15 protein-coding genes are annotated in these 21673 nt (G+C 45.6%); 5 read left to right on the forward strand and 10 right to left on the reverse strand.

The window, feature by feature from the left end; translation table 11 throughout:
• Positions 1–10 precede the first annotated feature (10 nt).
• From IUA53_RS19770 to IUA53_RS19795, 6 genes are all read right to left on the reverse strand, one after another.
• Positions 11–892 carry a cytochrome c oxidase subunit 3 gene (locus IUA53_RS19770; protein WP_196897674.1) on the reverse strand — a complete coding sequence of 294 codons (882 nt, stop codon included), beginning with the start codon at positions 890–892 and terminating at the stop codon, positions 11–13.
• Positions 893–913: 21 nt separating this feature from the next.
• Positions 914–1501 (reverse strand): cytochrome c oxidase assembly protein, encoded by a 588-nt coding sequence (locus tag IUA53_RS19775; protein ID WP_044058552.1) that lies wholly within the window; start codon positions 1499–1501, stop codon positions 914–916.
• A gap of 18 nt (positions 1502–1519) precedes the next feature.
• Positions 1520–3133 (reverse strand): cytochrome c oxidase subunit I, encoded by a 1614-nt coding sequence (gene ctaD / locus IUA53_RS19780; RefSeq protein WP_044058553.1) that lies wholly within the window; start codon positions 3131–3133, stop codon positions 1520–1522.
• Between the two features lie 9 nt (positions 3134–3142).
• Complete coding sequence (gene coxB, locus IUA53_RS19785; protein WP_156026871.1) at positions 3143–4219, reverse strand: cytochrome c oxidase subunit II; 1077 nt, start codon at positions 4217–4219, stop codon at positions 3143–3145.
• Between the two features lie 678 nt (positions 4220–4897).
• Positions 4898–5524, reverse strand: coding sequence for a transcriptional repressor LexA (gene lexA / locus IUA53_RS19790; protein ID WP_044058554.1), 627 nt, complete (start codon positions 5522–5524; stop codon positions 4898–4900).
• Positions 5525–5663: 139 nt separating this feature from the next.
• Entirely contained in the window at positions 5664–7775 is a 2112-nt protein-coding gene (locus IUA53_RS19795) for a TonB-dependent receptor (RefSeq protein ID WP_196897675.1), read from the reverse strand.
• A 223-nt stretch (positions 7776–7998) separates the two neighbouring features.
• Between IUA53_RS19795 and IUA53_RS19800 the strand changes: the two genes are divergently transcribed.
• Positions 7999–8481, forward strand: a complete 483-nt coding sequence (locus IUA53_RS19800) for a GNAT family N-acetyltransferase (protein WP_044449103.1) — start codon at positions 7999–8001, stop codon at positions 8479–8481.
• A gap of 125 nt (positions 8482–8606) precedes the next feature.
• The gene (plsB, locus tag IUA53_RS19805) at positions 8607–11054 is read left to right on the forward strand and encodes a glycerol-3-phosphate 1-O-acyltransferase PlsB (protein ID WP_196897676.1); all 2448 of its coding nucleotides are present in this window, start codon (positions 8607–8609) and stop codon (positions 11052–11054) included.
• Positions 11055–11145: 91 nt separating this feature from the next.
• On the opposite strand, the gene ilvA is transcribed toward plsB, so the two are convergent.
• Both ilvA and ilvD read right to left on the reverse strand, forming a co-directional pair.
• Positions 11146–12684, reverse strand: coding sequence for a threonine ammonia-lyase, biosynthetic (gene ilvA, locus IUA53_RS19810; protein ID WP_196897677.1), 1539 nt, complete (start codon positions 12682–12684; stop codon positions 11146–11148).
• Positions 12681–14531 carry a dihydroxy-acid dehydratase gene (gene ilvD, locus IUA53_RS19815; RefSeq protein ID WP_044058558.1) on the reverse strand — a complete coding sequence of 617 codons (1851 nt, stop codon included), beginning with the start codon at positions 14529–14531 and terminating at the stop codon, positions 12681–12683. The genes ilvA and ilvD overlap by 4 nt, the downstream gene beginning before the upstream one ends.
• A 541-nt stretch (positions 14532–15072) precedes the next feature.
• Here ilvD and IUA53_RS19820 point away from each other — a divergent pair.
• On the forward strand, positions 15073–15687 hold the full coding sequence (locus tag IUA53_RS19820) for a trimeric intracellular cation channel family protein (RefSeq protein WP_044059151.1): 615 nt from the start codon (positions 15073–15075) through the stop codon (positions 15685–15687).
• A 90-nt stretch (positions 15688–15777) separates the two neighbouring features.
• Positions 15778–17292, forward strand: a complete 1515-nt coding sequence (locus IUA53_RS19825; RefSeq protein ID WP_044058559.1) for a YifB family Mg chelatase-like AAA ATPase — start codon at positions 15778–15780, stop codon at positions 17290–17292.
• Here IUA53_RS19825 and ilvY read toward each other — a convergent pair.
• A complete protein-coding gene (ilvY, locus tag IUA53_RS19830) occupies positions 17289–18161 on the reverse strand; it encodes an HTH-type transcriptional activator IlvY (protein ID WP_044058560.1) in 873 nt (290 codons plus the stop codon). The genes IUA53_RS19825 and ilvY overlap by 4 nt on opposite strands.
• A gap of 155 nt (positions 18162–18316) precedes the next feature.
• Between ilvY and ilvC the strand changes: the two genes are divergently transcribed.
• On the forward strand, positions 18317–19795 hold the full coding sequence (ilvC, locus tag IUA53_RS19835; RefSeq protein ID WP_196897678.1) for a ketol-acid reductoisomerase: 1479 nt from the start codon (positions 18317–18319) through the stop codon (positions 19793–19795).
• A gap of 76 nt (positions 19796–19871) precedes the next feature.
• Here ilvC and IUA53_RS19840 read toward each other — a convergent pair whose 3' ends face one another.
• The gene (locus IUA53_RS19840) at positions 19872–21119 is read right to left on the reverse strand and encodes a multidrug effflux MFS transporter (protein ID WP_052364490.1); all 1248 of its coding nucleotides are present in this window, start codon (positions 21117–21119) and stop codon (positions 19872–19874) included.
• Positions 21120–21673: the final 554 nt, after the last annotated feature.

Raw genomic sequence — 21673 nt, forward strand, 5'->3', positions numbered from 1 at the left:
ACGTATAGCGCTACAGCACATACACAAACAAGAAGAGCATGACCCACACCACATCGACAAAATGCCAATACCAACTGCCTGCTTGAAAGGCGAAATGGTTTTCAGGGGTAAAGTGCCCTTTAAGCACACGGAAAAACAGCACAATAAGTATTAGAGTACCCAAGGTAACGTGCATGCCATGAAAGCCTGTAAGCATAAAGAAGGTATTGCCATAAATGCCCGACTGAAGGGTAAGCCCAAGATCACGATATGCGTGGATATATTCTTCAACTTGCAGGAACAAGAAACCCATCCCCAATAAAATGGTAATACCCAACATGACGGTAAGCTGCTTGCGTTTGTTTTGTTCTAAACCCACATGTGCAAAATGTAAGGTTATGGAGGACACCAGCAAAATGACCGTATTAATGGTAGGCAAGCCAGCGGCACTCATGCGCTCTGTGGTTATGCCACCAGGGGTAGTCGTTAAGGGCCACATAGCTTCAAAAGTAGGCCACAATACTTCATTGGTCATGGCATTGTTTGATGCGCCTCCCAGCCAGGGCACAGCAATAAAACGTGCATAGTAGAGCGCGCCGAAAAATGCAGCAAAGAACATGACTTCCGAGAAAATAAACCAACTCATACCTTGGCGATAGGAACGGCCCAGTTGATCGCTGTACAGGCCTGACATAGACTCATCAATTTGGTTTTTAAACCACCCCACCAACATCACCAATAATACGGCGATGCCAGCAAGTAAAATATGCCCACCGTAACCCGACTCACCTTTGGTTGATTCAATCACATAGTTTCCCGCCCCTACCGCAATGAGGAAAAGGGCAACTGCACCTACTATAGGCCAAGGGCTTTGCGCAGGTACGTAATATTTTTGATACTCTTGTTGCATCATGCTCTCCTTATCTCAGCTTAGTTACTTTCCAGTTTCAGGCTGAGGGACAATAAAGGGGTTCTGTTTTGGTTTGAGGTCGCCCGCTCTGGCGGTGACGTCATAAAGGGTGTATTGCAACGTAAAATAGGTAATGTCTTCTGGGAGTTGAGGATCCACATAAAACTGCATGGGCATATACGCCTCTGCCCCGGCTTCTAAAGGTTGTTGATTAAAGCAAAAACATTCCGTTTTGTTTAAATACAAGGCCGCGGTGCCAGGCGACACAGAGGGAATAGCTTGCGCGACTATATTTGTTGAAGCGGGATTTCTTACATAGAAATTAACGGTACTCAATTCCCCCGGATGAACGTTTACCCGAGCGGTTTCAGCTCTGAATTCCCACGGCATACCCGTATTAGTCCGAGTGATAAACTCCACCGTGACGTGACGGTTTTCATCTATTTCTATGGACTGATAAGAGGCTGCTGAGTTCTCCGTTTTACCATTAATGCCAGCAATATCACAAAATACATCGTAGAGGGGGACTAAGGCGAAACCAAACCCAAACATACCAACCACAATAATCAGTAATTTAACGACCATTTTGTTGTTTGCGTTTGCCTGAGTCATGATTTCGCCCCTCTCGTCTTATTTCACTGTGGGAGGTGTTTCAAACGTGTGATAAGGCGCTGGAGATGGGATTTCCCATTCTAGTCCTTCGGCGCCTTCCCATACTTGGTTTGACACAGGCTCACCTTGTTTCTTACAAGCCTTAATTAGCAGGGCCAAGAAAATAAGCTGTGACAAACCAAAGGCGAAGCCCCCTAAGCTAATCCACTTATTAAAGTCTGCAAATTGCAATGCATAGTCGGGTATACGGCGGGGCATACCTGCCAAACCTACAAAATGCATAGGGAAAAAGAGCACATTGACGGAAATTAAAGAGCACCAAAAATGCCATTTCGCCAATCCTGTGTCGTACATTTTGCCAGTCCATTTCGGCAGCCAGTAATACACCGCCGCCATGATGGAAAACACAGCTCCCGTCACAAGAACATAGTGGAAATGCGCTACCACGAAATAGGTGTCGTGATACTGGAAATCCACAGGCGTAATAGCCAGCATTAGCCCAGACAAACCACCGATAGTGAACAACACGATAAACGCAATGGCGAACATCATCGGTATTTCGAAGGTAAGTGACCCACGCCACATAGTGGCCACCCAGTTGAATACTTTAACGCCGGTGGGCACCGATATAAGCATAGTGGCGAACATGAAAAACATTTCCATGTAGACTGGCATACCCGTGGTAAACATATGGTGAGCCCAAACCACAAACGACAGTAGCGCAATGGAGGCTGTCGCGTAGACCATAGAGGCATAACCGAAGAGTTTCTTGCGAGAAAACGTCGGTACTATCTGCGAAATAATGCCAAATGCAGGCAAAATCATAATGTAAACTTCTGGGTGACCAAAGAACCAGAAAATGTGCTGGAACATAACGGGGTCGCCACCGCCGGCTGCATCGAAGAAACTTGTACCGAAAAACTTATCCGTTAGTACCATGGTAACAGCGCCTGCCAGGACTGGCATCACAGCAATCAACAGAAAGGCGGTGATAAGCCAAGTCCATACAAACAAAGGCATTTTCATCCAAGTCATGCCCGGCGCGCGCATATTGAATATGGTAACAATCACGTTAATCGCACCCATAATGGAGGAGATACCCATGATGTGTACCGAAAACACAAACAAGCCCGTTGAATCGTTGCTGTAAGTGGTAGAAAGTGGTGCGTAAAACGTCCATCCAAACGCAGGACCACCGCCTTCCATAAATAGTGAACTTAACAGAATTAAGAAGGCACCCGGAAGTATCCAAAAACTCCAGTTATTCATGCGTGGTAACGCCATATCTGGAGCACCAATCATCATAGGTATTAGCCAGTTTGCCAAACCGGTAAATGCCGGCATGACAGCCCCAAATACCATGATGAGGCCATGAACTGTTGTCATTTGATTAAAGAAGTTCGGTTCTACAATTTGTAATCCAGGCTGAAATAACTCAGCGCGGATCACCATGGCCATGGCCCCGCCGACTAAAAACATAATAAAAGCGAACCACAGGTATAAGGTACCTATGTCTTTATGGTTGGTGGTAAATAACCACCTCGTTATTCCTTTAGGGATGTGATCATGGTGATCATCGTGTGTGTCAGTCGCCGCAGAACCCGGCGCGATAATATCGGTAGCTTTACTCATCATGCGCTCCTAGTTTCCGTTGGCCACGTCGTTAACATCTTTAGCTTGCACCATATCCCCAGTGTTGTTCCCCCATGCATTCCTCTCATAGGTCACCACCGCAGCAATATCTTTTAAGCTCAACATTTTTCCGAACGCCTGCATGGCAGTACCGGCTTTTCCATGCAGCACGATATTGATATGTCCTTCTTGATCTTCCAGAGCCATCTTACTGCCCTTGAGGGCGGGGAATACGCCAGGTAAGCCTTCACCATTAGGCATATGACAAGCGGCACATGTGGCGTTATATACCCGCTCTCCCTCTCGCATAAGCTCATCCATAGACATGTTCATAGACAACAAGCGTTGCTCTTCTTCTTTTGCTCGAATTGCCATGGCCTCTTGTTCGGCCATCCAGGCATCGAACTCTTCGGGGGGCTTAGCAATAACCACTACCGGCATGTAGCCATGGTCTTTTCCACACAGTTCCGCACACTGACCACGGTATATGCCTGGTTCATTCACTTTTGCCCAAGATTCGTTAATAAACCCTGGGTTAGCATCTTTTTTAACGGCAAAATCAGGCACCCACCAAGAGTGAATGACATCGTCGGAGGTAATTAAGAAACGGACTTTTTTCCCTGTAGGGATAACAAGAGGGCGGTCCACCTCAAGTAAGTAGTTTTTACCTTTATCAAACTTGTTTTCTATTTGTTCCCGCTGGGTCGCCAGCAGAGAATAAAACTCCACATCTCTGTCTTGGTATTTGTAGTGCCACTTCCATTGAGAGCCTGTAACGACGACTGTCAAATCGGCCTCGCTGGTATCTTCCATAGCAATCAGGGTTTTGGCGGCGGGAACCGCCATGAAGATAAGAATGAGAAAAGGCACTATGGTCCAAGCAATTTCCACTTTGACATTCTCATGAAAGTTGGCTGGCTTGGCACCGCGAGATTTACGGTGTAGGTACATAGAGGCAAACATAACACCAAACACCACCACCGCAATTGCCACACAGATGAAAAACATCAACATGTGTAAGTCGTAAACCTGGCCGCTAATGTCTGTGGCGCCGTAACGCAAATTAAGAGAGGAGTTTTCACTCATCTCGCTGTCGGCAAATATAGCAGTAGAAAACAGTATACTGGGTATACTTGCCCCCAGCGCGACCAGTCGGGTTATGTGTCGTTTCACTCAGCACCTCCGTAATGGCAGAATTTTTGACGCAACATGTGCGTGCGTTACCCCTGCCTCGTGGTTTTTTGTAAACGAACTCTATCTTTCACTACTTTCCAATCACACAATGATTGTAAAATTAAGTTAGAGCCATTGTTATTATTTTGTTAATCACAGTATAAGAATTGCGCAATAAAACCGCTACGTCTAGTCTTTTCTCAGAAAAAACCATTAAATTGCTCATTTATTGATCAGCAAGATAGGTAAAAACCCGTTGTGCGGGCGAGGTGGAAAGGCGTTTAGGGCAACGTTAAAAGGCTGTTTGAAACGGCTATTTAGAACAAGTTGTTTTTCAAGAAAGGCAAACATAAACTCAGCAATCAGACACTAACAGCATTTATGTGGATGTTTTCAAACATAAACCGAAGACATTCAGGCGGAAGGTATAGAAAATGAAAATAGGCACATTTCCCATGCTTTTCTTTTTCTGTGTGTACGCGTACTCAAAGTACAAAGCGGTGTTTGATTAGGGTGTTATCCACCAATCGCAATGAGATAGGTAACAAAAAAGCGACCTAAAGGTCGCTTTTTCATCAAACAGGATGAATCTTACATCCAGTCAGCATTTCTAATTACGCCAACGGCAATACCTTCAATAGAGAAAGGTTCAGAGGCAAGATCGACTTTTATGGGTGAAAACTCTTCGTTTTCAGCATGCAAAAGCACTTCACGACCGCGTTTTTCAAGACGCTTTACCGTAACATCTTCATCCACTCTGGCGACCACAACCTGGCCATTGTGCACGTCGGTGGTTTTGTGCACGGCAAGTAAATCACCGTCCAAAATACCGATATCCTTCATACTCATGCCATTAACACGCAGTAAAAAGTCGGCCTGAGGCTGAAATAACGCAGGGTCTACTTTGTAATGAGACTCAATGTGCTCTTGCGCAAGAATAGGCTCACCCGCAGCAACACGACCAATAAGGGGAAGCCCTGCTTCTTCTATCGATTCTTCTTCAAGAGGAATATTTAATTTTATTCCTCGAGACGTACCAGGAAGAATTTCGATGACCCCTTTACGAGCAAGGGCTTTCAAATGTTCTTCAGCTGCATTCGCTGAACGAAACCCCAACTGACGTGCAATTTCTGCACGGGTTGGCGGCATGCCAGTTTCTTGCATGGTAGTTTTTATAAGCTCAAGAACTTCCGTTTGTCTAGCTGTGAGTGGGCGCATAAAAGACCTGTCTGTCTATACAGTTCCTGTAAGTATATACACCTACATATAAATGGCAAGCAGCAAAACAAATTAGTGGCATGATCAAAAAAGGCAACCTCGTCACTGAGGTTGCCTTGTTGAAGGGGCTAACCGATGATTAAAAGCTGTACTGTAAACTAATACGTGCGTTTAACGGTTCACCCGTTGAGATGTTGTTATCGTTATGTGCTGATGGGAAGTAATCCTCATCAAACAGGTTTTCTACGTTAAGTTGGAACTTCAAGTCCTCGCTATAGTTGTAATACACAGCCGCATCAACCCGAGTGAAATCAGGCAGAGTAACACTGTTACTTAACGAGGCGTATTGCTCAGATTGATAAATTACCCCTAAGGCAACCCGCCACTGTGTGTTCACTTGATACTGGTTCCAAACGGTAAGCATATGCTCGGGTAGCTGCGCAAGATCTCGGTTTGCAAGTTCACCGTCACTAATACGACCCATTTCTTGCCCATCTAGATTGCTATACCCTGCATTGATAGTCCATTTTTCACTAAGCGAACCCACCACCTGAATTTCGTATCCCGAGGTTTCAGTACCGGTCAGTATTGACGCTTCTGGATTGTTAGGATCCTGCGCTGTGCCGTTTTCTCGTTCCACTTCAAACGCAGCAGCGGTCACGCTTAAACTGTCTGATACATTCCACTTCACACCAATTTCTTTATTTTCAAATTCTTCAGCGTCTAAGGCTTGAGAAGTAAGCGAAAGGGTTAAGAATTGATCTCCCGAGCGTGGCAGAAACGATTTGCTATAGCTTGCGTACAAAGACACTGATTCGGCTGGCTTATAAATCACACCGGCTCGAGGAGATACCTGAGAGTCTGAGCTCGTTAATAATCCATTGTTACCATCGTCCGCGCCATTATTCACTTCGATGGTATCCACTACATCTATGTCAAAGTTGTCATAGCGTAGGCCAGCAACCACGATCCAGTGATCACTGAGCTTGATTTCATCTTGCAAAAATACTGAGGTAAAAGTGACATCTGAGGATCTGTCGCGAACCGCATCGGTTAACGTCATCTCTGGAATCACTAGTGGATCAGAAAACCCAAAGGTTACCTGATCATCTTGGCTATCAGCGAAAAACGCATCTCGACGATCGTTAGCGGTTTCTTGATTACCATATTCCACACCGGTTAACACCGTATGCTCTATGTTACCTGAGGTGATTTGACCAATTAAGTTCACTTGCACTAGCGCATTTTCACGCGCAGTGGTGTCGCGATAACCATCGAGAGTGACGGTACCCGCTTGATCGTCAAAATTAACCGGATAAAGATTTTGGTACGCTTTGTCATAATCGGCAAATTGCACAGAGCCGTTAAGATTCCAGTTTTGAGAAAGACTGTGATCAACGCGAACCCTTGCTATATGTGCTTCAAGCGTCGTATTGTTAAAGTCAGGATCACCAAAATATGTGTTGTCGTAACCTTCTAACGGCGCACCATTAAGTGACGGAACGCCCCGGTCCACCAATCGGTCATCATTAACGTATTCATAAGACGCGACTACACGAGTATCTTCGCCCGCATGCCATGTGTAAGTAGGGTTAAACGCGTAACGCTCGCCGTCTTTGAAGTCGCGATGGTTATCAATGGCATCGAACACGCCGTTAAATCGAAACGCATTTTTTTCGTCGATCACCTTGTTGGTATCAACGCTAATTGACCCTGCAGAAAACGTATCAATCCCTGCTGACAAGGTGGTGAAGTTTTCTTGGGTGTCGGCCACCTTAGTCACACGGTTAACCACACCACCGCCGCCGCCACGGCCAAACAATAACGCATTGGCACCGCGTAATATTTCTACACGCTCTAAGTTATAAAGTGGGCGAAAATACTGAACATCATCACGTAAGCCGTCCACAAAAAAATCTGCTGTCGTATTTTGACCTCGAATCGTGACTTGGTCCCGATGATCTTCGCCTAACCCAATGCTCACGCCAGGTGTGTACTGCATTACATCTGAAATACTAAATAACGCTTGCTGCGCAATTTGCTCAGCGCTTACGACAGATACTGATTGAGGTACATTTATCAGTAAGGTTGGCGTTTTTACTGCGGTAGCCACCTGCTGACCAAAGAACGCGCCTCTTACGGTAATACGTTCTACGCTTTCTTCTTTACTGTCGGTTTCGTCAGCCAGTGCCACGTTGCCATATAAGGCCAATAACACAGCGGCAGAAATTGCTTTGGTGCTAAGTTTCAAGAATGTCTCCCCAATGCTCAGATGAACATAAACGTTTTTATTAAAGTGTTGATGACGCGAATGATAATAGTTATTAATAACAATTAAAAGTACATTTAGCAAAAGTTAAACTAATTTATATATTGATGCCATCTCACACGTCTGGGCGATACCGTGGCATACGTACGCCAAGGCCATTTTTCATGCTATATTTGCGCAATGATAAGAATACCCTCAACAATCTATGCTACGTTTTCATAGTTACACTGATGCACATGCCCCGTATTTCGACGCCATAAATCGACAATGGATAACCGAAATGTTTGTGCTAGAAGCCATAGACGAGCAGGTTATCAGCGACCCTGCTACCTACGTTATTGCGCCGGGCGGGCATATTTGGTTCGCAGAACATCCTGACCTTGGCATAGTAGGCACCTGTGCATTGATGAAAAAAAGTCCAGGGGTCTTCGAACTTACTAAGATGGGCGTGGTCGGTACTGCTAGAGGATTAAAAGTCGGTGAGGCGCTGTTACAGCATGTATTGAGTCAGGCTCCTTCAATTGCTTACAACACCCTTTTTCTTCTCACCAATAGAAAGTGTGAGGCGGCTATCCACTTGTACGAAAAACTAGGATTTAGACACTGCCCAGATATTATGCAACGCTTTGGCGCAGCGTATGAGCGATGTGATGTAGCCATGCGTTATACAACGCCCAAAACAGCCTAACATTCGTGACGAAAATAACCGTCTATACTGAGCCTTGTATCGCCGTCGCCTAGGTTGGGAATGCGTGTATTTCCTTAAGGTGTGATACACTTTCTCCGTTTTAATTTCATAGGATCACTTAATTCATGTCGTGGATGCGAAAAGTCCTTTTATCGGTATTTCATTATCCTGTTAAATTGTTAGTAAAAGCGCACAGTATTCCCGTCAATGTGGAGACCGAGCTTGGCATAGATAAGGGCAAGCCCATTGTTTACTTGTTGCCGACTAACTCAGTCACTGATCAGTTGGCTTTAAAAATGTCTACACAAGCACTCGGACTCCCCGTGCCCACAGACACATTAACACTAGCAGGCCGCGAATATCCGTCTACCTTATTTTTACGCAAAACGCCGCCAATCTTTAGAAGCGCGGCAAAAGACACGGGAATTGAGGATGTATTTACCGACCTATTCCACCTTCATCGCGATCATGAAAACCTTGACCTTCAGGTGGTTCCCGTTTTTGTGTCTTGGGGCAGAGCTCCGGGCAAGGGCAAACCAGGCCTAAGCGATTTAATTGCCGATAATGCCGCAGCAAGTTGGCTACGAAAACTATTCATCGTGTTGTTTTTAGGCCGCGATAATTTTATTAATTACTCAAAGGCCGTATCTGCCCGTGCCATGTCTAATCAGCACGGTAGTGATCAACGAATAGCCCACAAACTTGTTAGGGTAGCGAGTACTCACTTTCAAAGAAAACGTCAAAGTATGACAGGGCCTACGTTACTTGAACGTCAAGAATTAAACAATAGCGTTTTAGGGTCTGATGCGGTACGTCGCGCCATGGCAGAAGAGTCTCGCAGCAAAAAAATCAGCCATGAACAAGCCAAAGCGCGCGCACAATCTTATGTGACAGAAATCGCCGCTGATTATCGAGAGGGGCTCATTCGCTTCGGCGACCGCTTGCTAACGCGCATTTGGAACAAAATTTACAACGGTATTAGTGTTGGTCACGCTGAGCGCATACGCGAACTCGCCGCCAATGGCCACGAAATTGTCTATGTTCCCTGTCACCGAAGCCACATGGACTACCTGCTACTCACCTACGTTATTTACCACGAAGGCATGGTAACACCGCATATCGCCGCGGGGATCAACCTTAACTTCTGGCCAGTAGGTAAGGTTTTTCGACGAGGTGGCGCCTTCTTTTTGCGTAGGAGCTTTGCTGGCAATAAGTTGTATACCGCCGTGTTCAGAGAATATTTAGAATTGCTATTTAACAAAGGCTATTCGGTAAAATATTACCCTGAGGGCGGTCGTAGTCGCACAGGCCGTCTTATCCCTCCCAAAACCGGCATGCTCGCCATGACAATTCAAGCCATGCTGAAAGGCGTCAACCGGCCAGTCAGTATCGTACCTGTCTACATTGGCTACGAAAACGTCATGGAAGTCAAAAGCTACCTTAACGAATTAAAAGGCTCGAAGAAGAAAAAAGAGTCGAATTGGCAGGTGTTTTCAGCCATTAGAAAACTGAAAAACTACGGCCATGGATACGTTAATTTTGGTGAGCCCATTCAGCTAAATCAGTTCTTAGAGAGCCACGTACCCAACTGGCGAGATTGCAGAAATGCTGAACCTGAGAAAAAGCCAGCCTGGCTCACCCCAGCGGTTAACGAGTTGGCTAATAATGTGATGACGCGGATTAATCGTGCGGCGGCGTTAAACGGAATGGCGTTGTCGTCTCTGTGCTTATTGTCATCGAAAACTCACACAATGAGTGAAGCTGAGCTGAAACAGTCTATGGGCGATTTTGTTGCCCTGTTTAACACTGTGCCATTTAGTGACGATGCAACTATCCCAGACCTCAGTGTTGACGATCTTTATGCTGAAACCATGAAGTTAGGACGGTTTGATATTAAAGAAGACGACTACGGTCGACTCATTAGCCCTCAACCTAAGTCGGCAATTTACCTCACCTACTATCGCAACAACATTCTGCATTTGTTTGCATTGCCAGGATTGATAATGGCCTGCGTATTTGCCCATAAAGGCACATCGAAAAATGCAATATTGCAGCTTATTGCGGCACTTTACCCTCTTTTACAACGAGAGCTTTTCTTGCATTTATCACAAGACGAAGCGCTTTCACACACCGATGCGTTAGTGACAGCTTTGCTGGATTTAGGGTTGTTGCGGCAAAAAGGTGATGATTTGCTGCCTCCCGGAGCGCAACAAAAGCAATTTCATTCCGCATGGCTATTGAGTCGCTGTATGCAGGAAACCTTACAACGCTATGCGGTGGTGTTAACTATCTTAGATAGAGAAAAGACGATTAGTCGCTCCACCCTTGAACGCACAAGTAAACAAGTTGCAGAGCGCTTATCAACATTATATGGCTTAAGCTCCCCTGAGTTTTACGACAAGAACGTACTGTCTAGCTTTATTTCAGCCCTTAAAGACAATCACTGGCTAGATTCCGCTGAAGACGGTAGCTTAAAGTATTCGGAAGAATGTGAAGGCTTACGAGAAGATGTCATGGCGCTAATTTGGCCTGAAATGGCCCAGCACTTAGAGAATGTGGCATTCCATCATTGATGTTGTAAAGCGTAGATGAGTGCACTTTGTGTCGCCCCAGGGTAAACAATGCTTAACCTGGAACGGCACAAAGTGCAAAAAATATTACACCCTAATTGGGTTGTGAAAGGAAAAACTGATAAGCAGGGTCGTTGGTCACTTCCTCTACCTTGTAACCCAGCTCAGCCACATGGGTATTGAAAGCGTCACGACTGTCTGGCGCAATATCGAACCCAGCCAACACTAAGCCCTCTGCCGCACCATGGTTACGATAATGGAACAATGTGATGTTCCACTGTTCACCTATGGTACTCAAAAAGTTGAGTAATGCGCCTGGTCGCTCGGGAAACTCAAAACTAAATACTTGTTCATTCAAAATGGTCGGGGGTCTGCCACCGACCATATGCCGAACATGCAATTTAGCCAGTTCATTGTCTGTTAAATTAAAACAATCGTAGCCTTTCGTCGCGAGGTCAGTTTGTAACGTGGCAAACTCTTGCTGCCCGCCTTTTAACTTCACGCCAACGAATATGTGAGCTTCACTGTCACTGGCATAGCGATAGTTAAATTCAGTAATCGCTTTAGCACCAACACACTCACAAAATTGCTTAAAGGCGCCTTTTTTCTCTGGGATTTTAACCGCAAACACGGCTTCTTTTTGCTCGCCTAATTCGCAGCGCTCCGACACATAACGCAATGTGTGGAAGTTGATATTCGCGCCGCATAAAATGCCGCCAAGCTTCTTGCCTTTTAGGTTATGCTGTTTCACGTATTTACGGATTGCCGCCACAGACAAAGCCCCGGCAGGTTCAGCGATAACTCGGGTGTCATCAAAAATATCTTTAATTGCGCCGCAAATTTCGTCGTTAGTCACAGTGAGGGTTTCATCAACAAGTCGGTTGCATAAACGAAAGGTTTCTTGCCCCATCACTTTCACCGCTACACCATCAGCAAAAATACCAACACTGTCTAACTCGGTGGGCTGTCCAGCTTCTTTTGCTTTGATAAAGCACGCCGACTCTTCTGATTCTACCGCAACTATTTTTATACTCGGCTTTAACTGTTTAAGATAAACCGCAATTCCGGCGGCCAATCCACCGCCACCCACAGCAACAAATAGAATGTCTAAATTTGGGTTTTGCTCAAGTAATTCCCGGGCGACCGTGCCTTGACCCGCAATAACGTCGGGGTCATCAAACGGCGGTACAAACGTGTACCCATGAGTGTCGCATAAATGCTTCGCATGGCTACTTGCTTGGTCGAAGCTCGTGCCATGCAGTACCACATTTACATTGTCACCACCGAAACGTCGCACGGCATCTACTTTAATATCTGGGGTGGTTTGCGGCATAACGATGGTGGCTTTTATGCCTTTCATCTTGGCACTATAAGCCAACCCTTGTGCGTGGTTACCCGCAGAAGCCCCAATCACCCCAGCATCTAGTTGCGCTTGTGATAGCGAACATATGCGGTTATACGCACCACGCAACTTAAAGCTCTTTACCGGTTGTTGATCTTCCCGTTTTAGAAAGACGTCATTACCCAATTCTGCCGACAAAAGTGACATGTAGGATAACTCACTGGCCACGGCCACTTCATAAACAGGTGCCAGCAGTATCTTTTTTAGATAGTCGTGATCGCTGACGGTCATAGGTTCTCCAATTTCGTCACATCACGCACAGCCCCTTTATCTGCACTTGTCGCTAGGGCCGCAAATGTTTTCAACGAGGTAGACACTTCACGGACACGGTTTTTCGGGCGCCAAGGTTTTTCACTGGCTTCCATTTTCGCTCTTCGTGCTGAAAGCTCTTCATCGCTTATGGCAATGTTGATGCTACGATTTGGAATATCAATTTCAATCTTATCGCCATCTTCCACTAAGCCAATACCACCGCCACTGGCTGCTTCAGGCGAACAGTGTCCAATAGACAAGCCACTGGTGCCACCACTAAAGCGACCATCAGTCACTAAGGCACAGTGCTTACCAAGGCCTTTAGATTTCAGGTATGACGTGGGATAAAGCATTTCTTGCATACCCGGTCCGCCACGAGGGCCTTCATAACGAATGAACACCACATCGCCAGCTTTCACTTCATCACCTAAAATGCCTGCCACAGCGTCATCTTGGCTTTCGTAAATGCGCGCTGTGCCGTTGAATTTCAAGATAGATTCATCAACACCAGCTGTTTTTACGATACAACCATCTTCGGCCAAATTACCGTATAGCACGGCAAGTCCACCTTCTTGGCTGAAAGCATGCTCAATGGAGCGAATACAACCATTTTCTCTATCATCATCCGCGGTATCCCAGCGGCAATCCTGACTGAATGCCTGAGTGGTTCTAATACCCGCAGGACCAGCACGGAAAAACTTAATGGCGTCTTTATTCTCAGGGTTGGTGATATCCCAGTCGCTAATAACCTCTGTAAGCGGCTTACCCAGTACGTGCTGAACGTCGGTATTTAATAAACCCGCTTTGTGAAGCTCACCTAAAATACCTAAAACACCACCGGCTCGGTGCACATCTTCCATATGGTATTTTGGCGTAGATGGCGCAACTTTGCATAGATGAGGCACGCTACGTGAAAGACGATCGATATCATCCATAGTGAAAGGCACTTCCCCTTCCATTGCTGCGGCCAACAAATGCAAAATAGTATTGGTTGAGCCACCCATTGCAATATCGAGGCTCATGGCGTTTTCAAAAGCACTAAAATTGGCAATATTTCTTGGCAACACGCTTTCGTCATCGTCACCGTAGTAACGCTTACACAATTCTACAATTTGCTCTCCGGCTTTTTTGAACAAGCTTTCACGATCGGCATGGGTTGCCAACATTGAGCCATTACCAGGCAGCGAAAGGCCAAGCGCTTCCGTTAGGCAGTTCATTGAGTTTGCGGTAAACATCCCTGAACATGAACCACAGGTAGGGCAGGCAGAACGTTCGATTTCATCGGTGTCGGCATCGCTAACTTTATCGTCAGCAGCGGCCACCATTGCATCCACTAAATCGAGCTTAATAAGCTGATCAGATAACTTTGTCTTTCCCGCTTCCATGGGGCCACCTGACACGAAAATAACCGGAACATTCAGACGCATGGATGCCATCAGCATTCCCGGCGTTATTTTGTCGCAGTTCGAGATGCAAACAATTGCATCCGCACAGTGTGCATTTACCATGTACTCAACGGCATCAGCTATGATTTCACGCGAAGGTAAACTATACAGCATACCGCTATGCCCCATTGCAATACCGTCATCTACGGCAATGGTATTAAACTCTTTCGCGACACCGCCGGCCGCTTCAACGCTTCGAGCAACCAATTGCCCCATATCTTTAAGATGAACGTGTCCCGGCACGAACTGCGTGAATGAATTCGCGATAGCGATAATGGGCTTTCCGAAATCAGAATCTTTCATACCAGTGGCGCGCCATAACGCGCGCGCTCCTGCCATATTTCTACCTTGGGTAGTGGTTGCAGATCGTAACTTGGGCATAAATCCTTCCCGTTTTAAATAAGCTTAAAAATGTATTTGTTCGACAGTGTCGTCAACATCTCAGTTGTTTGCTATTGGTGCGTATAACCCCATTAATGGGTTATGAACAAGATGAGCGAGTATCATAGCTTGTTCAATGACGTCTTACTTCTTTAAACGCTATGAGACAATATGCCTACGCGCCGACGTACATAATAGCGATATAACATGAGTGACTAGACTATGCTTAGCACTGTCGCAATTAAATGTTTTAGGTCGTTCACGATTGAGTAAAAGCGAGAATACAAGGTAGCAAATTCATGCTAAACCTTTCTTTCGCATAACTAATTTGACGAGTAATAACAGCGTCCTTTTGCTATTACTTAAATGAATGGTTGCTCATTAGGGCTTATGGCTTTTACCCTGAAATTACAGTGCGCTTTTTAACGTCTGTATTGTAACGGCAAGAAATAGCATGAAAGTAGGGCCAAAATCAAGTATTTTGCGGCCTTTCGCCTATATCTATGGGCAAATTAACAAGAAGAAAACGGTAAATAATAAGATGATAGATTGGTTTCATTGGGCGAATCTGGCGGGTGTGGCAGTATGCGCCATCTCAGGCACCTTAATGGCATATCAAAAGCGAATGGACGGATTCGGCGTTATTGTACTTGCCAGTGCCACCGCAATTGGCGGCGGCACACTAAGAGACATGATGCTAGATGTTCCCGTCTTTTGGATTGCCGACACCGATTACCTTTACACCACATTAATTGCCGCTTTTATTCCTATCATTTGGTTGCGAGTGAGCCCTAGATTCCCTTATCACTATTTGCTTATTGCAGACGCATTTGGCTTAGCGCTTTTTAACGTAGTCGGCATTGAAAAAGCATTAGCCAACGACACCGGTATTGCGGTAGCCATTGCTATGGGCACCATTACCGGGGTTTTCGGAGGCCTATTGCGAGACGTCATTTGCCGAGAAGTTCCCTTGGTATTGCACGGTGAACTTTACGCGACCACCTGCATAGTAGGCGGCGTTGTGTATGGCCTAGCAGCCTACTTTGGTTTTGCCACCCAATGGTGTGGTATTGCTGCACTCTCCACCACCGTATGCTTTCGCCTAGGTGCCATGCGATGGCATTGGGAAATGCCCGTATTTAATAGAGAGCATTAAACGGGTTACCCCCTAAAATACCATCCGAAGTACAGTATTAACTGACGCCCAACTTACATACATTACTCTTCTTATTAAGGAGAGTTGTTAATGAGTATGGCAGTTGTAAAAACCTTCGCAGGGCAGGGTGTGTCTGCCCCAGAGGTCTCAGTAGAAGTACACTTGGCAAACGGTTTGCCTGCCTTTCAATTGGTGGGCATGGCAGAAACCAGTGTCAAAGAAGCTCGCGAGCGCGTACGCAGTGCATTAATAAACAGTGGGTTTGACTTTCCCGCCAAGCGAATTACGGTCAACCTCGCGCCAGCGGATATTCCTAAATACGGCGGACGATTCGATTTACCTATTGCCGTAGGTATATTAGTGGCTTCAGGATACCTTCCTGATACCTGTTTATACGATATCGCCTTAGTGGGTGAGCTAGGCTTAAACGGCGAAATAAAATCCGTAGGCGGATTAATTCCTATTTTAATGGCCAGCGCCCATGAAGGGCTGCCGCTTATTTTTCCAGGGGTAAATGATGTAGAGGCTGCCATGGTTTCTTATGCCACGCGCTTTCCCGCGTTTGATTTACTCTCAGTCTACGAGCACCTCGCCAAAAACACACGCTTACAAGAAGGGCAGCCTTATAAAGAACCTAGTCGTGCTAGCGAGATTAAGGGCTGGGATGACATAATAGGTCAAGCACAGGCCAAACGCGCCCTAATCATTGCGGCCGCAGGCGCGCATAATCTACTTATGGTAGGCCCTCAAGGTACAGGAAAAAGTCTTTTAGCCAGCCGCCTACTTAGCTTACTCCCTCCGTTGTCAGAACAAGAAGCGTTAGAAGTTGCCGCGATACACTCGGTAAAAGGCGAAACCATAAAACCCACAAACTTCAAAACACGAAACATGCGTTCGCCTCACCATACAAGTTCTGCAGTAGCCCTCACCGGCGGAGGTTCGCACCCGATTCCGGGTGAAATTTCGCTAGCTCATCATGGCGTTCTGTTTCTAGACGAATTACCTGAATTTGGGCGAAAAGCATTGGATGTGCTGCGGGAGCCCCTTGAAACCGGTGATGTACATATATCCCGCGCTTCAGGAAGCGCCACGTATCCGGCTAACTTTCAATTAATTGCAGCAATGAACCCCAGTCCCACTGGCGATATTGACGACAACCGGCTTACGCCTCAACAGCAACTCAATTATTTGAATCGCCTCTCTGGTCCATTGCTCGATCGCATCGATATTCAAGTTGAAGTTCCCAGGCTTGCTAGCTACGACTTGTCGGTACCGATTTCACAACACGATGATTCCATTCATCAGGCAAAAAAACAGGTTATGGATGCCCAATCTCTACAACTGACACGCCAAGGAAAAACCAATGCTCAGCTTAGTGGCGCGGAACTCGCTACCTTATGTCAGCTAAACGATACCGATTTGCGATTTTTACAAGCAGCAGCCAAGCAGCTCAATCTTTCTATGCGAGTGTTTCATCGTACGTTAAAAGTAGCACGCACTATTGCAGATATAGAAGGGCAAACACAGGTGCTTCGGCCGCACTTAAGTGAAGCATTGGGCTATCGGGCCTTAGACAACTTAATCAAACAGTTAAGCAGTCATTAACCACGAGGTATAAAATCCAGCTTCAAAAATGCATCAATAAGCGGTTCTTGCTGCTTATCTTGCAGGCAGCATAGACCTAGCGCATAAGGCTCTATATCTTCTACAGCAATCTGGGTCACGAGACTTGCCATACTCGAGTGATCAAGCACCACTTTGGGCACAAAACCAATACCACATTCTAACGCCACCATACTAACAATGGCTTCATTGCCCCCCACTGATGCGTACACATTCGGCCTAACACCATGTTCGGCAAACCAATGGTAAGCAATACGTCGGGTAGGGCCATGCTCAGGCATAATCACTTGATGTTGTGTCCAGTTTATTTGCGCCAATTGGGTGAGCCGCCACTCTCTCGGCGCAATAAGCACTAGAGGTACATTGTCGAGTGGAGAGAAGTACAAATCAGTGGGCAAATCAGGCGTATGAATGGCTATTGCCAGATCACATTGCTTCTGCTTAATTTTTTCAATAGACAATGCCGGGTCACCTGTTATTAAGCGGATATCCACACCGGGGTGTTGCTGTCTAAATTGCCGTAAAATGGCGGGTAAGTGGCTTTGGCTAGCGGTGACTGAACAGAAAAGACTAATCTCACCTTGCAGCGCTTCCGTATCTTCTTTTAAATCTGCTTTTAATTGTTGCCAATCCTTTAACGCCTGCGTAGAGAAAGACAGCAACTTATGACCACTGTGGGTTAATGCCACTTTGCGGTTGTCTCGCTTAAACAGAGTACACCCTAATTCGTCCTCAAGCCTTTGTATCACGCGGCTTAGCGTAGATGGGGAAACATACATTGCCTCAGCGGTATCGCCGAAATGTAAGCTTGTGGCAAGGTGCTTAAACAACTGAAGACTACGAAAATCCATAGCATTTCACTTTTTGCAATATTATCTTGCAAATATATCATTTTCCAAAACAAAATAAATCCCTTAATCTCTCCATCAAGTCGTCATAGACGAGGTAATCAACGCCACGGTTGGACGTTGATAATGACGAAAATGAATGTTGTTCGGAAATTTTTATGGCTAATTATTTCAACACCCTGTCACTTCGCCAGCAGCTAGATCAATTAGGCCGCTGCCGTTTCATGGCACGCGAAGAATTTGCTGACGGTTGTCAGTTTTTAAAAGGCAAAAAAATCGTAATCGTAGGTTGCGGCGCGCAAGGTCTTAATCAAGGTCTAAATATGCGTGATTCAGGGTTAAATGTTTCTTATGCGTTGCGTCAAGCAGCGATCGATGAGCAACGAGACTCTTACAAACGTGCTACCAGCAACGGCTTTACCGTTGGCACGTATCAGGATCTTATTCCTGAAGCTGATTTAGTTTACAACTTAACCCCAGATAAGCAGCACGCTAGCGTAGTAGAAGCCGTCATGCCGCTTATGAAGAAAGGGGCTACCTTGGGCTACTCTCACGGTTTCAACATTGTTGAAGAGGGTCAGCAAATTCGTAGCGACATTACCGTGGTAATGTGTGCGCCGAAAAGCCCAGGTTCTGAAGTACGTGAAGAATATAAGCGTGGCTTCGGTGTACCAACATTGATTGCTGTACACCCAGAAAATGACCCTGAAGGTAAAGGTTGGGATCAAGCCAAAGCACTAGCAAGTGCAACAGGCGGTGACCGCGCAGGTGTACTTGAGTCATCATTTGTGGCTGAAGTGAAATCTGACCTTATGGGTGAGCAAACCATCTTATGTGGTATGCAACAAGTTGCAGCGGTGCTTGCTTTTGAAAAAATGGTTGATGATGGTATTGACCCAGGCTATGCAGGTGCACTTATTCAGTATGGCTTAGAAGCGATTACTGAAGCACTTAAGATTGGCGGTGTTACCAACATGATGGACCGTCTTTCAAACCCTGCAAAAGTGAAGGCATTTGAGCTTTCTGAGCAGCTAACAGATTTACTTCGTCCGTTGTTTGAAAAGCACCAAGACGACATTATCAGCGGTGAGTTCTCTCGCACTATGATGGAAGATTGGGCAAACGGCGACGCAAATCTACTTAAGTGGCGCGAAGAAACCGGTGAAACCGCGTTTGAAAATGCCCCCACTTATGAAGGCGAAATCAGCGAGCAAGAGTTTTTTGACCACGGCATTCTATTAGTTGCCATGATCAAATGTGGTGTAGAAGTGGCCTTTGACGTGATGGTTGAAGCAGGCATTTTACCTGAGTCAGCGTACTACGAGTCACTACATGAAACACCACTAATTTCAAACACAATCGCGCGAAAGCGCTTGTATGAAATGAACGTAGTAATTTCTGATACCGCAGAATATGGTAATTATTTGTTTGCTAACGCAGCCATTCCAATTTTGCGCGAGAAGTTTATGCCTACTATTGATACTTCAGTTATCGGCAAAGGCTTGTCAGCTACTTCTAACCAAGTAGAAAACAAGCGCCTTGTAGATATTAACGAAGCCATCCGTTCACACGGTGTGGAATCGGTAGGTAAAACCTTACGTGGCTACATGACTGACATGAAAGCCATTATAGGTTAGGACAGTTTCTGTCGTTAGGTGCTTAACTAAGCCCTCTTGCCCGACCATTTTGGTCGGGCTTTTTTATGCCTAATGCTTATACGTGACCTTCACGCACTTTTTCCGCAAAGCGCACGGCAACATAAGACAACGCAAAAAACACGCTAAAACCATAGCCTATTGGCAGCAAATTTCCCGCCAAAAAACTATCGACAAAAAGCGCAATTGGCACTGAGAACAAGCTAGAAAAAGAGCCAATAATAGCCGCCCCTAAACCTGCCATTTCGCCAAGAGGTTGCATAGCCATGGCATTCAAATTACCAAACAGAATTCCCACAAAAAAGAACCCCACGAACATAGTAGAAACCGTTAACCATAAAGGTGGCAAGCCATCGAAGATGAGTAACAACGCCAAATAGACACAGGCAAACCCATTTGCCCCTTTCAGGGCAAAGCGACATAGTCTTCGCATCCCAAACTTCATCACCATTTTACCGTTGAAGTAAGAGGCAAGGCCGATGGAAAACGCTAAGGTTGCAAAAATATAGGGAAACATATCTCCTACATTATAAAACACCTGAAAAATGGTTTGAGACGCACTCAAGTACGCCAGAAACGCACCAAATATACACGCCATAGCAAAGGTGTACCCCATTACCTCAGGGTGGGTAAGAATAAAGCGAGATGAAGCAATGAACTGTTGTACTGAAAACGGTTTACGTTTACTCCGTGGCAGTGTTTCACCTTGTCGAGTGAAAAACCAAGCCCCGGTAAGCGAAGCAACCACTAAGAACAAAGTGAAAATATGGAACCATGAAGATAAGTCCATCACAGTTTGTCCGATAATGGGGGCTAACATAGGCACAAGAATAAACACCATCATAATAAATGACATTACCCGCGCCATGGCGTCCCCCACATAAAGGTCTCGAATAATCGCCATAGATGCTATTCGCGGGCCCGATACGCCAAATGCTTGAATCACTCTGCCAACCAACATGGTTTCTAAATTAGTAGCGGACATGCATACAAAGGTGCCTAACGCAAAAATACACAAGCCGACTAAGATGGTCAGTCGCCTACCGCGACTATCTGAGAATGGCCCAAAGAACATTTGACCCAAAGCCATCCCTACAAAGAAAAAAGTCACAATTAAATGGGTGTGATGCGCCTCTTCTACATTTAATGACTCGCCAATTTGCAACAATGCCGGCAGCATAGCGTCGATACTGAGGGCAACCAATGAAGTCAGTGATGCCATTAATGCGACAAACTCAATCAAACCTAACACCGGACGTGTGCCATGGCGTGCTTGTTCTACAGATTTATCACTGATATTTGACATAAGGTCTCACATAACGAAATTGAAGGCTGCCCAGAGTTTTACGTAAAGTGACATAATGCTGGATGACTAAGGCAGTAATAAGGGTGAGGATTTTAACGCAATTTAGCGCAAAAAGCCGCCAGTAATACAACCACTTGTCGTGTTAACTAACGGCCTCAACGGTTTGACCTAGGCGCATTGCACCTAGCTAAGTATTACATAAGTAATAAATTGCTTTTTATTTAAGATGTTTAGATAGAAAAGCATCCATTTCTTCAAAAAACGCGTGTCGGTTTCTTTTGATTGAAGTCATTCTATCGAAACCTTCGTTAAAAACTAACACCAGTCAATTGGCCCCGTTACGGTGATCTTGTAAATTTTTACGTGATGTTGATCCCTAATAAGGGGGTAATAACTAAAAAGCGGGTAACACAGGGAAATTGGCTTCGTCGCAACGTTTAATTTGCTGACCTTAGCAGGCTAGGGCTTAGGAAGGGATGTGCTATCATGAAGTGACGCGATATCATTGTTGATACCTGTAGCATTTGCATCGCCACAAGCGATGTTCACTGACC

It is taken from the genome of Alteromonas sp. B31-7 (genome assembly GCF_015767655.1).
Taxonomy (GTDB): domain Bacteria; phylum Pseudomonadota; class Gammaproteobacteria; order Enterobacterales; family Alteromonadaceae; genus Alteromonas; species Alteromonas australica.

Bases quoted from the DNA above. Each gene is read 5' to 3' on its own strand.
- IUA53_RS19770 (WP_196897674.1), bottom strand. From the start codon at position 892: ATGATGCAACAAGAGTATCAAAAATATTACGTACCTGCGCAAAGCCCT.
- IUA53_RS19775 (WP_044058552.1), bottom strand. From the start codon at position 1,501: ATGACTCAGGCAAACGCAAACAACAAAATGGTCGTTAAATTACTGATT.
- ctaD (WP_044058553.1), bottom strand. From the start codon at position 3,133: ATGAGTAAAGCTACCGATATTATCGCGCCGGGTTCTGCGGCGACTGAC.
- coxB (WP_156026871.1), bottom strand. From the start codon at position 4,219: ATGAGTGAAAACTCCTCTCTTAATTTGCGTTACGGCGCCACAGACATT.
- lexA (WP_044058554.1), bottom strand. From the start codon at position 5,524: ATGCGCCCACTCACAGCTAGACAAACGGAAGTTCTTGAGCTTATAAAA.
- IUA53_RS19800 (WP_044449103.1), top strand. From the start codon at position 7,999: ATGCTACGTTTTCATAGTTACACTGATGCACATGCCCCGTATTTCGAC.
- plsB (WP_196897676.1), top strand. From the start codon at position 8,607: ATGTCGTGGATGCGAAAAGTCCTTTTATCGGTATTTCATTATCCTGTT.
- ilvA (WP_196897677.1), bottom strand. From the start codon at position 12,684: ATGACCGTCAGCGATCACGACTATCTAAAAAAGATACTGCTGGCACCT.
- ilvD (WP_044058558.1), bottom strand. From the start codon at position 14,531: ATGCCCAAGTTACGATCTGCAACCACTACCCAAGGTAGAAATATGGCA.
- IUA53_RS19820 (WP_044059151.1), top strand. From the start codon at position 15,073: ATGATAGATTGGTTTCATTGGGCGAATCTGGCGGGTGTGGCAGTATGC.
- IUA53_RS19825 (WP_044058559.1), top strand. From the start codon at position 15,778: ATGAGTATGGCAGTTGTAAAAACCTTCGCAGGGCAGGGTGTGTCTGCC.
- ilvY (WP_044058560.1), bottom strand. From the start codon at position 18,161: ATGGATTTTCGTAGTCTTCAGTTGTTTAAGCACCTTGCCACAAGCTTA.
- ilvC (WP_196897678.1), top strand. From the start codon at position 18,317: ATGGCTAATTATTTCAACACCCTGTCACTTCGCCAGCAGCTAGATCAA.
- IUA53_RS19840 (WP_052364490.1), bottom strand. From the start codon at position 21,119: ATGTCAAATATCAGTGATAAATCTGTAGAACAAGCACGCCATGGCACA.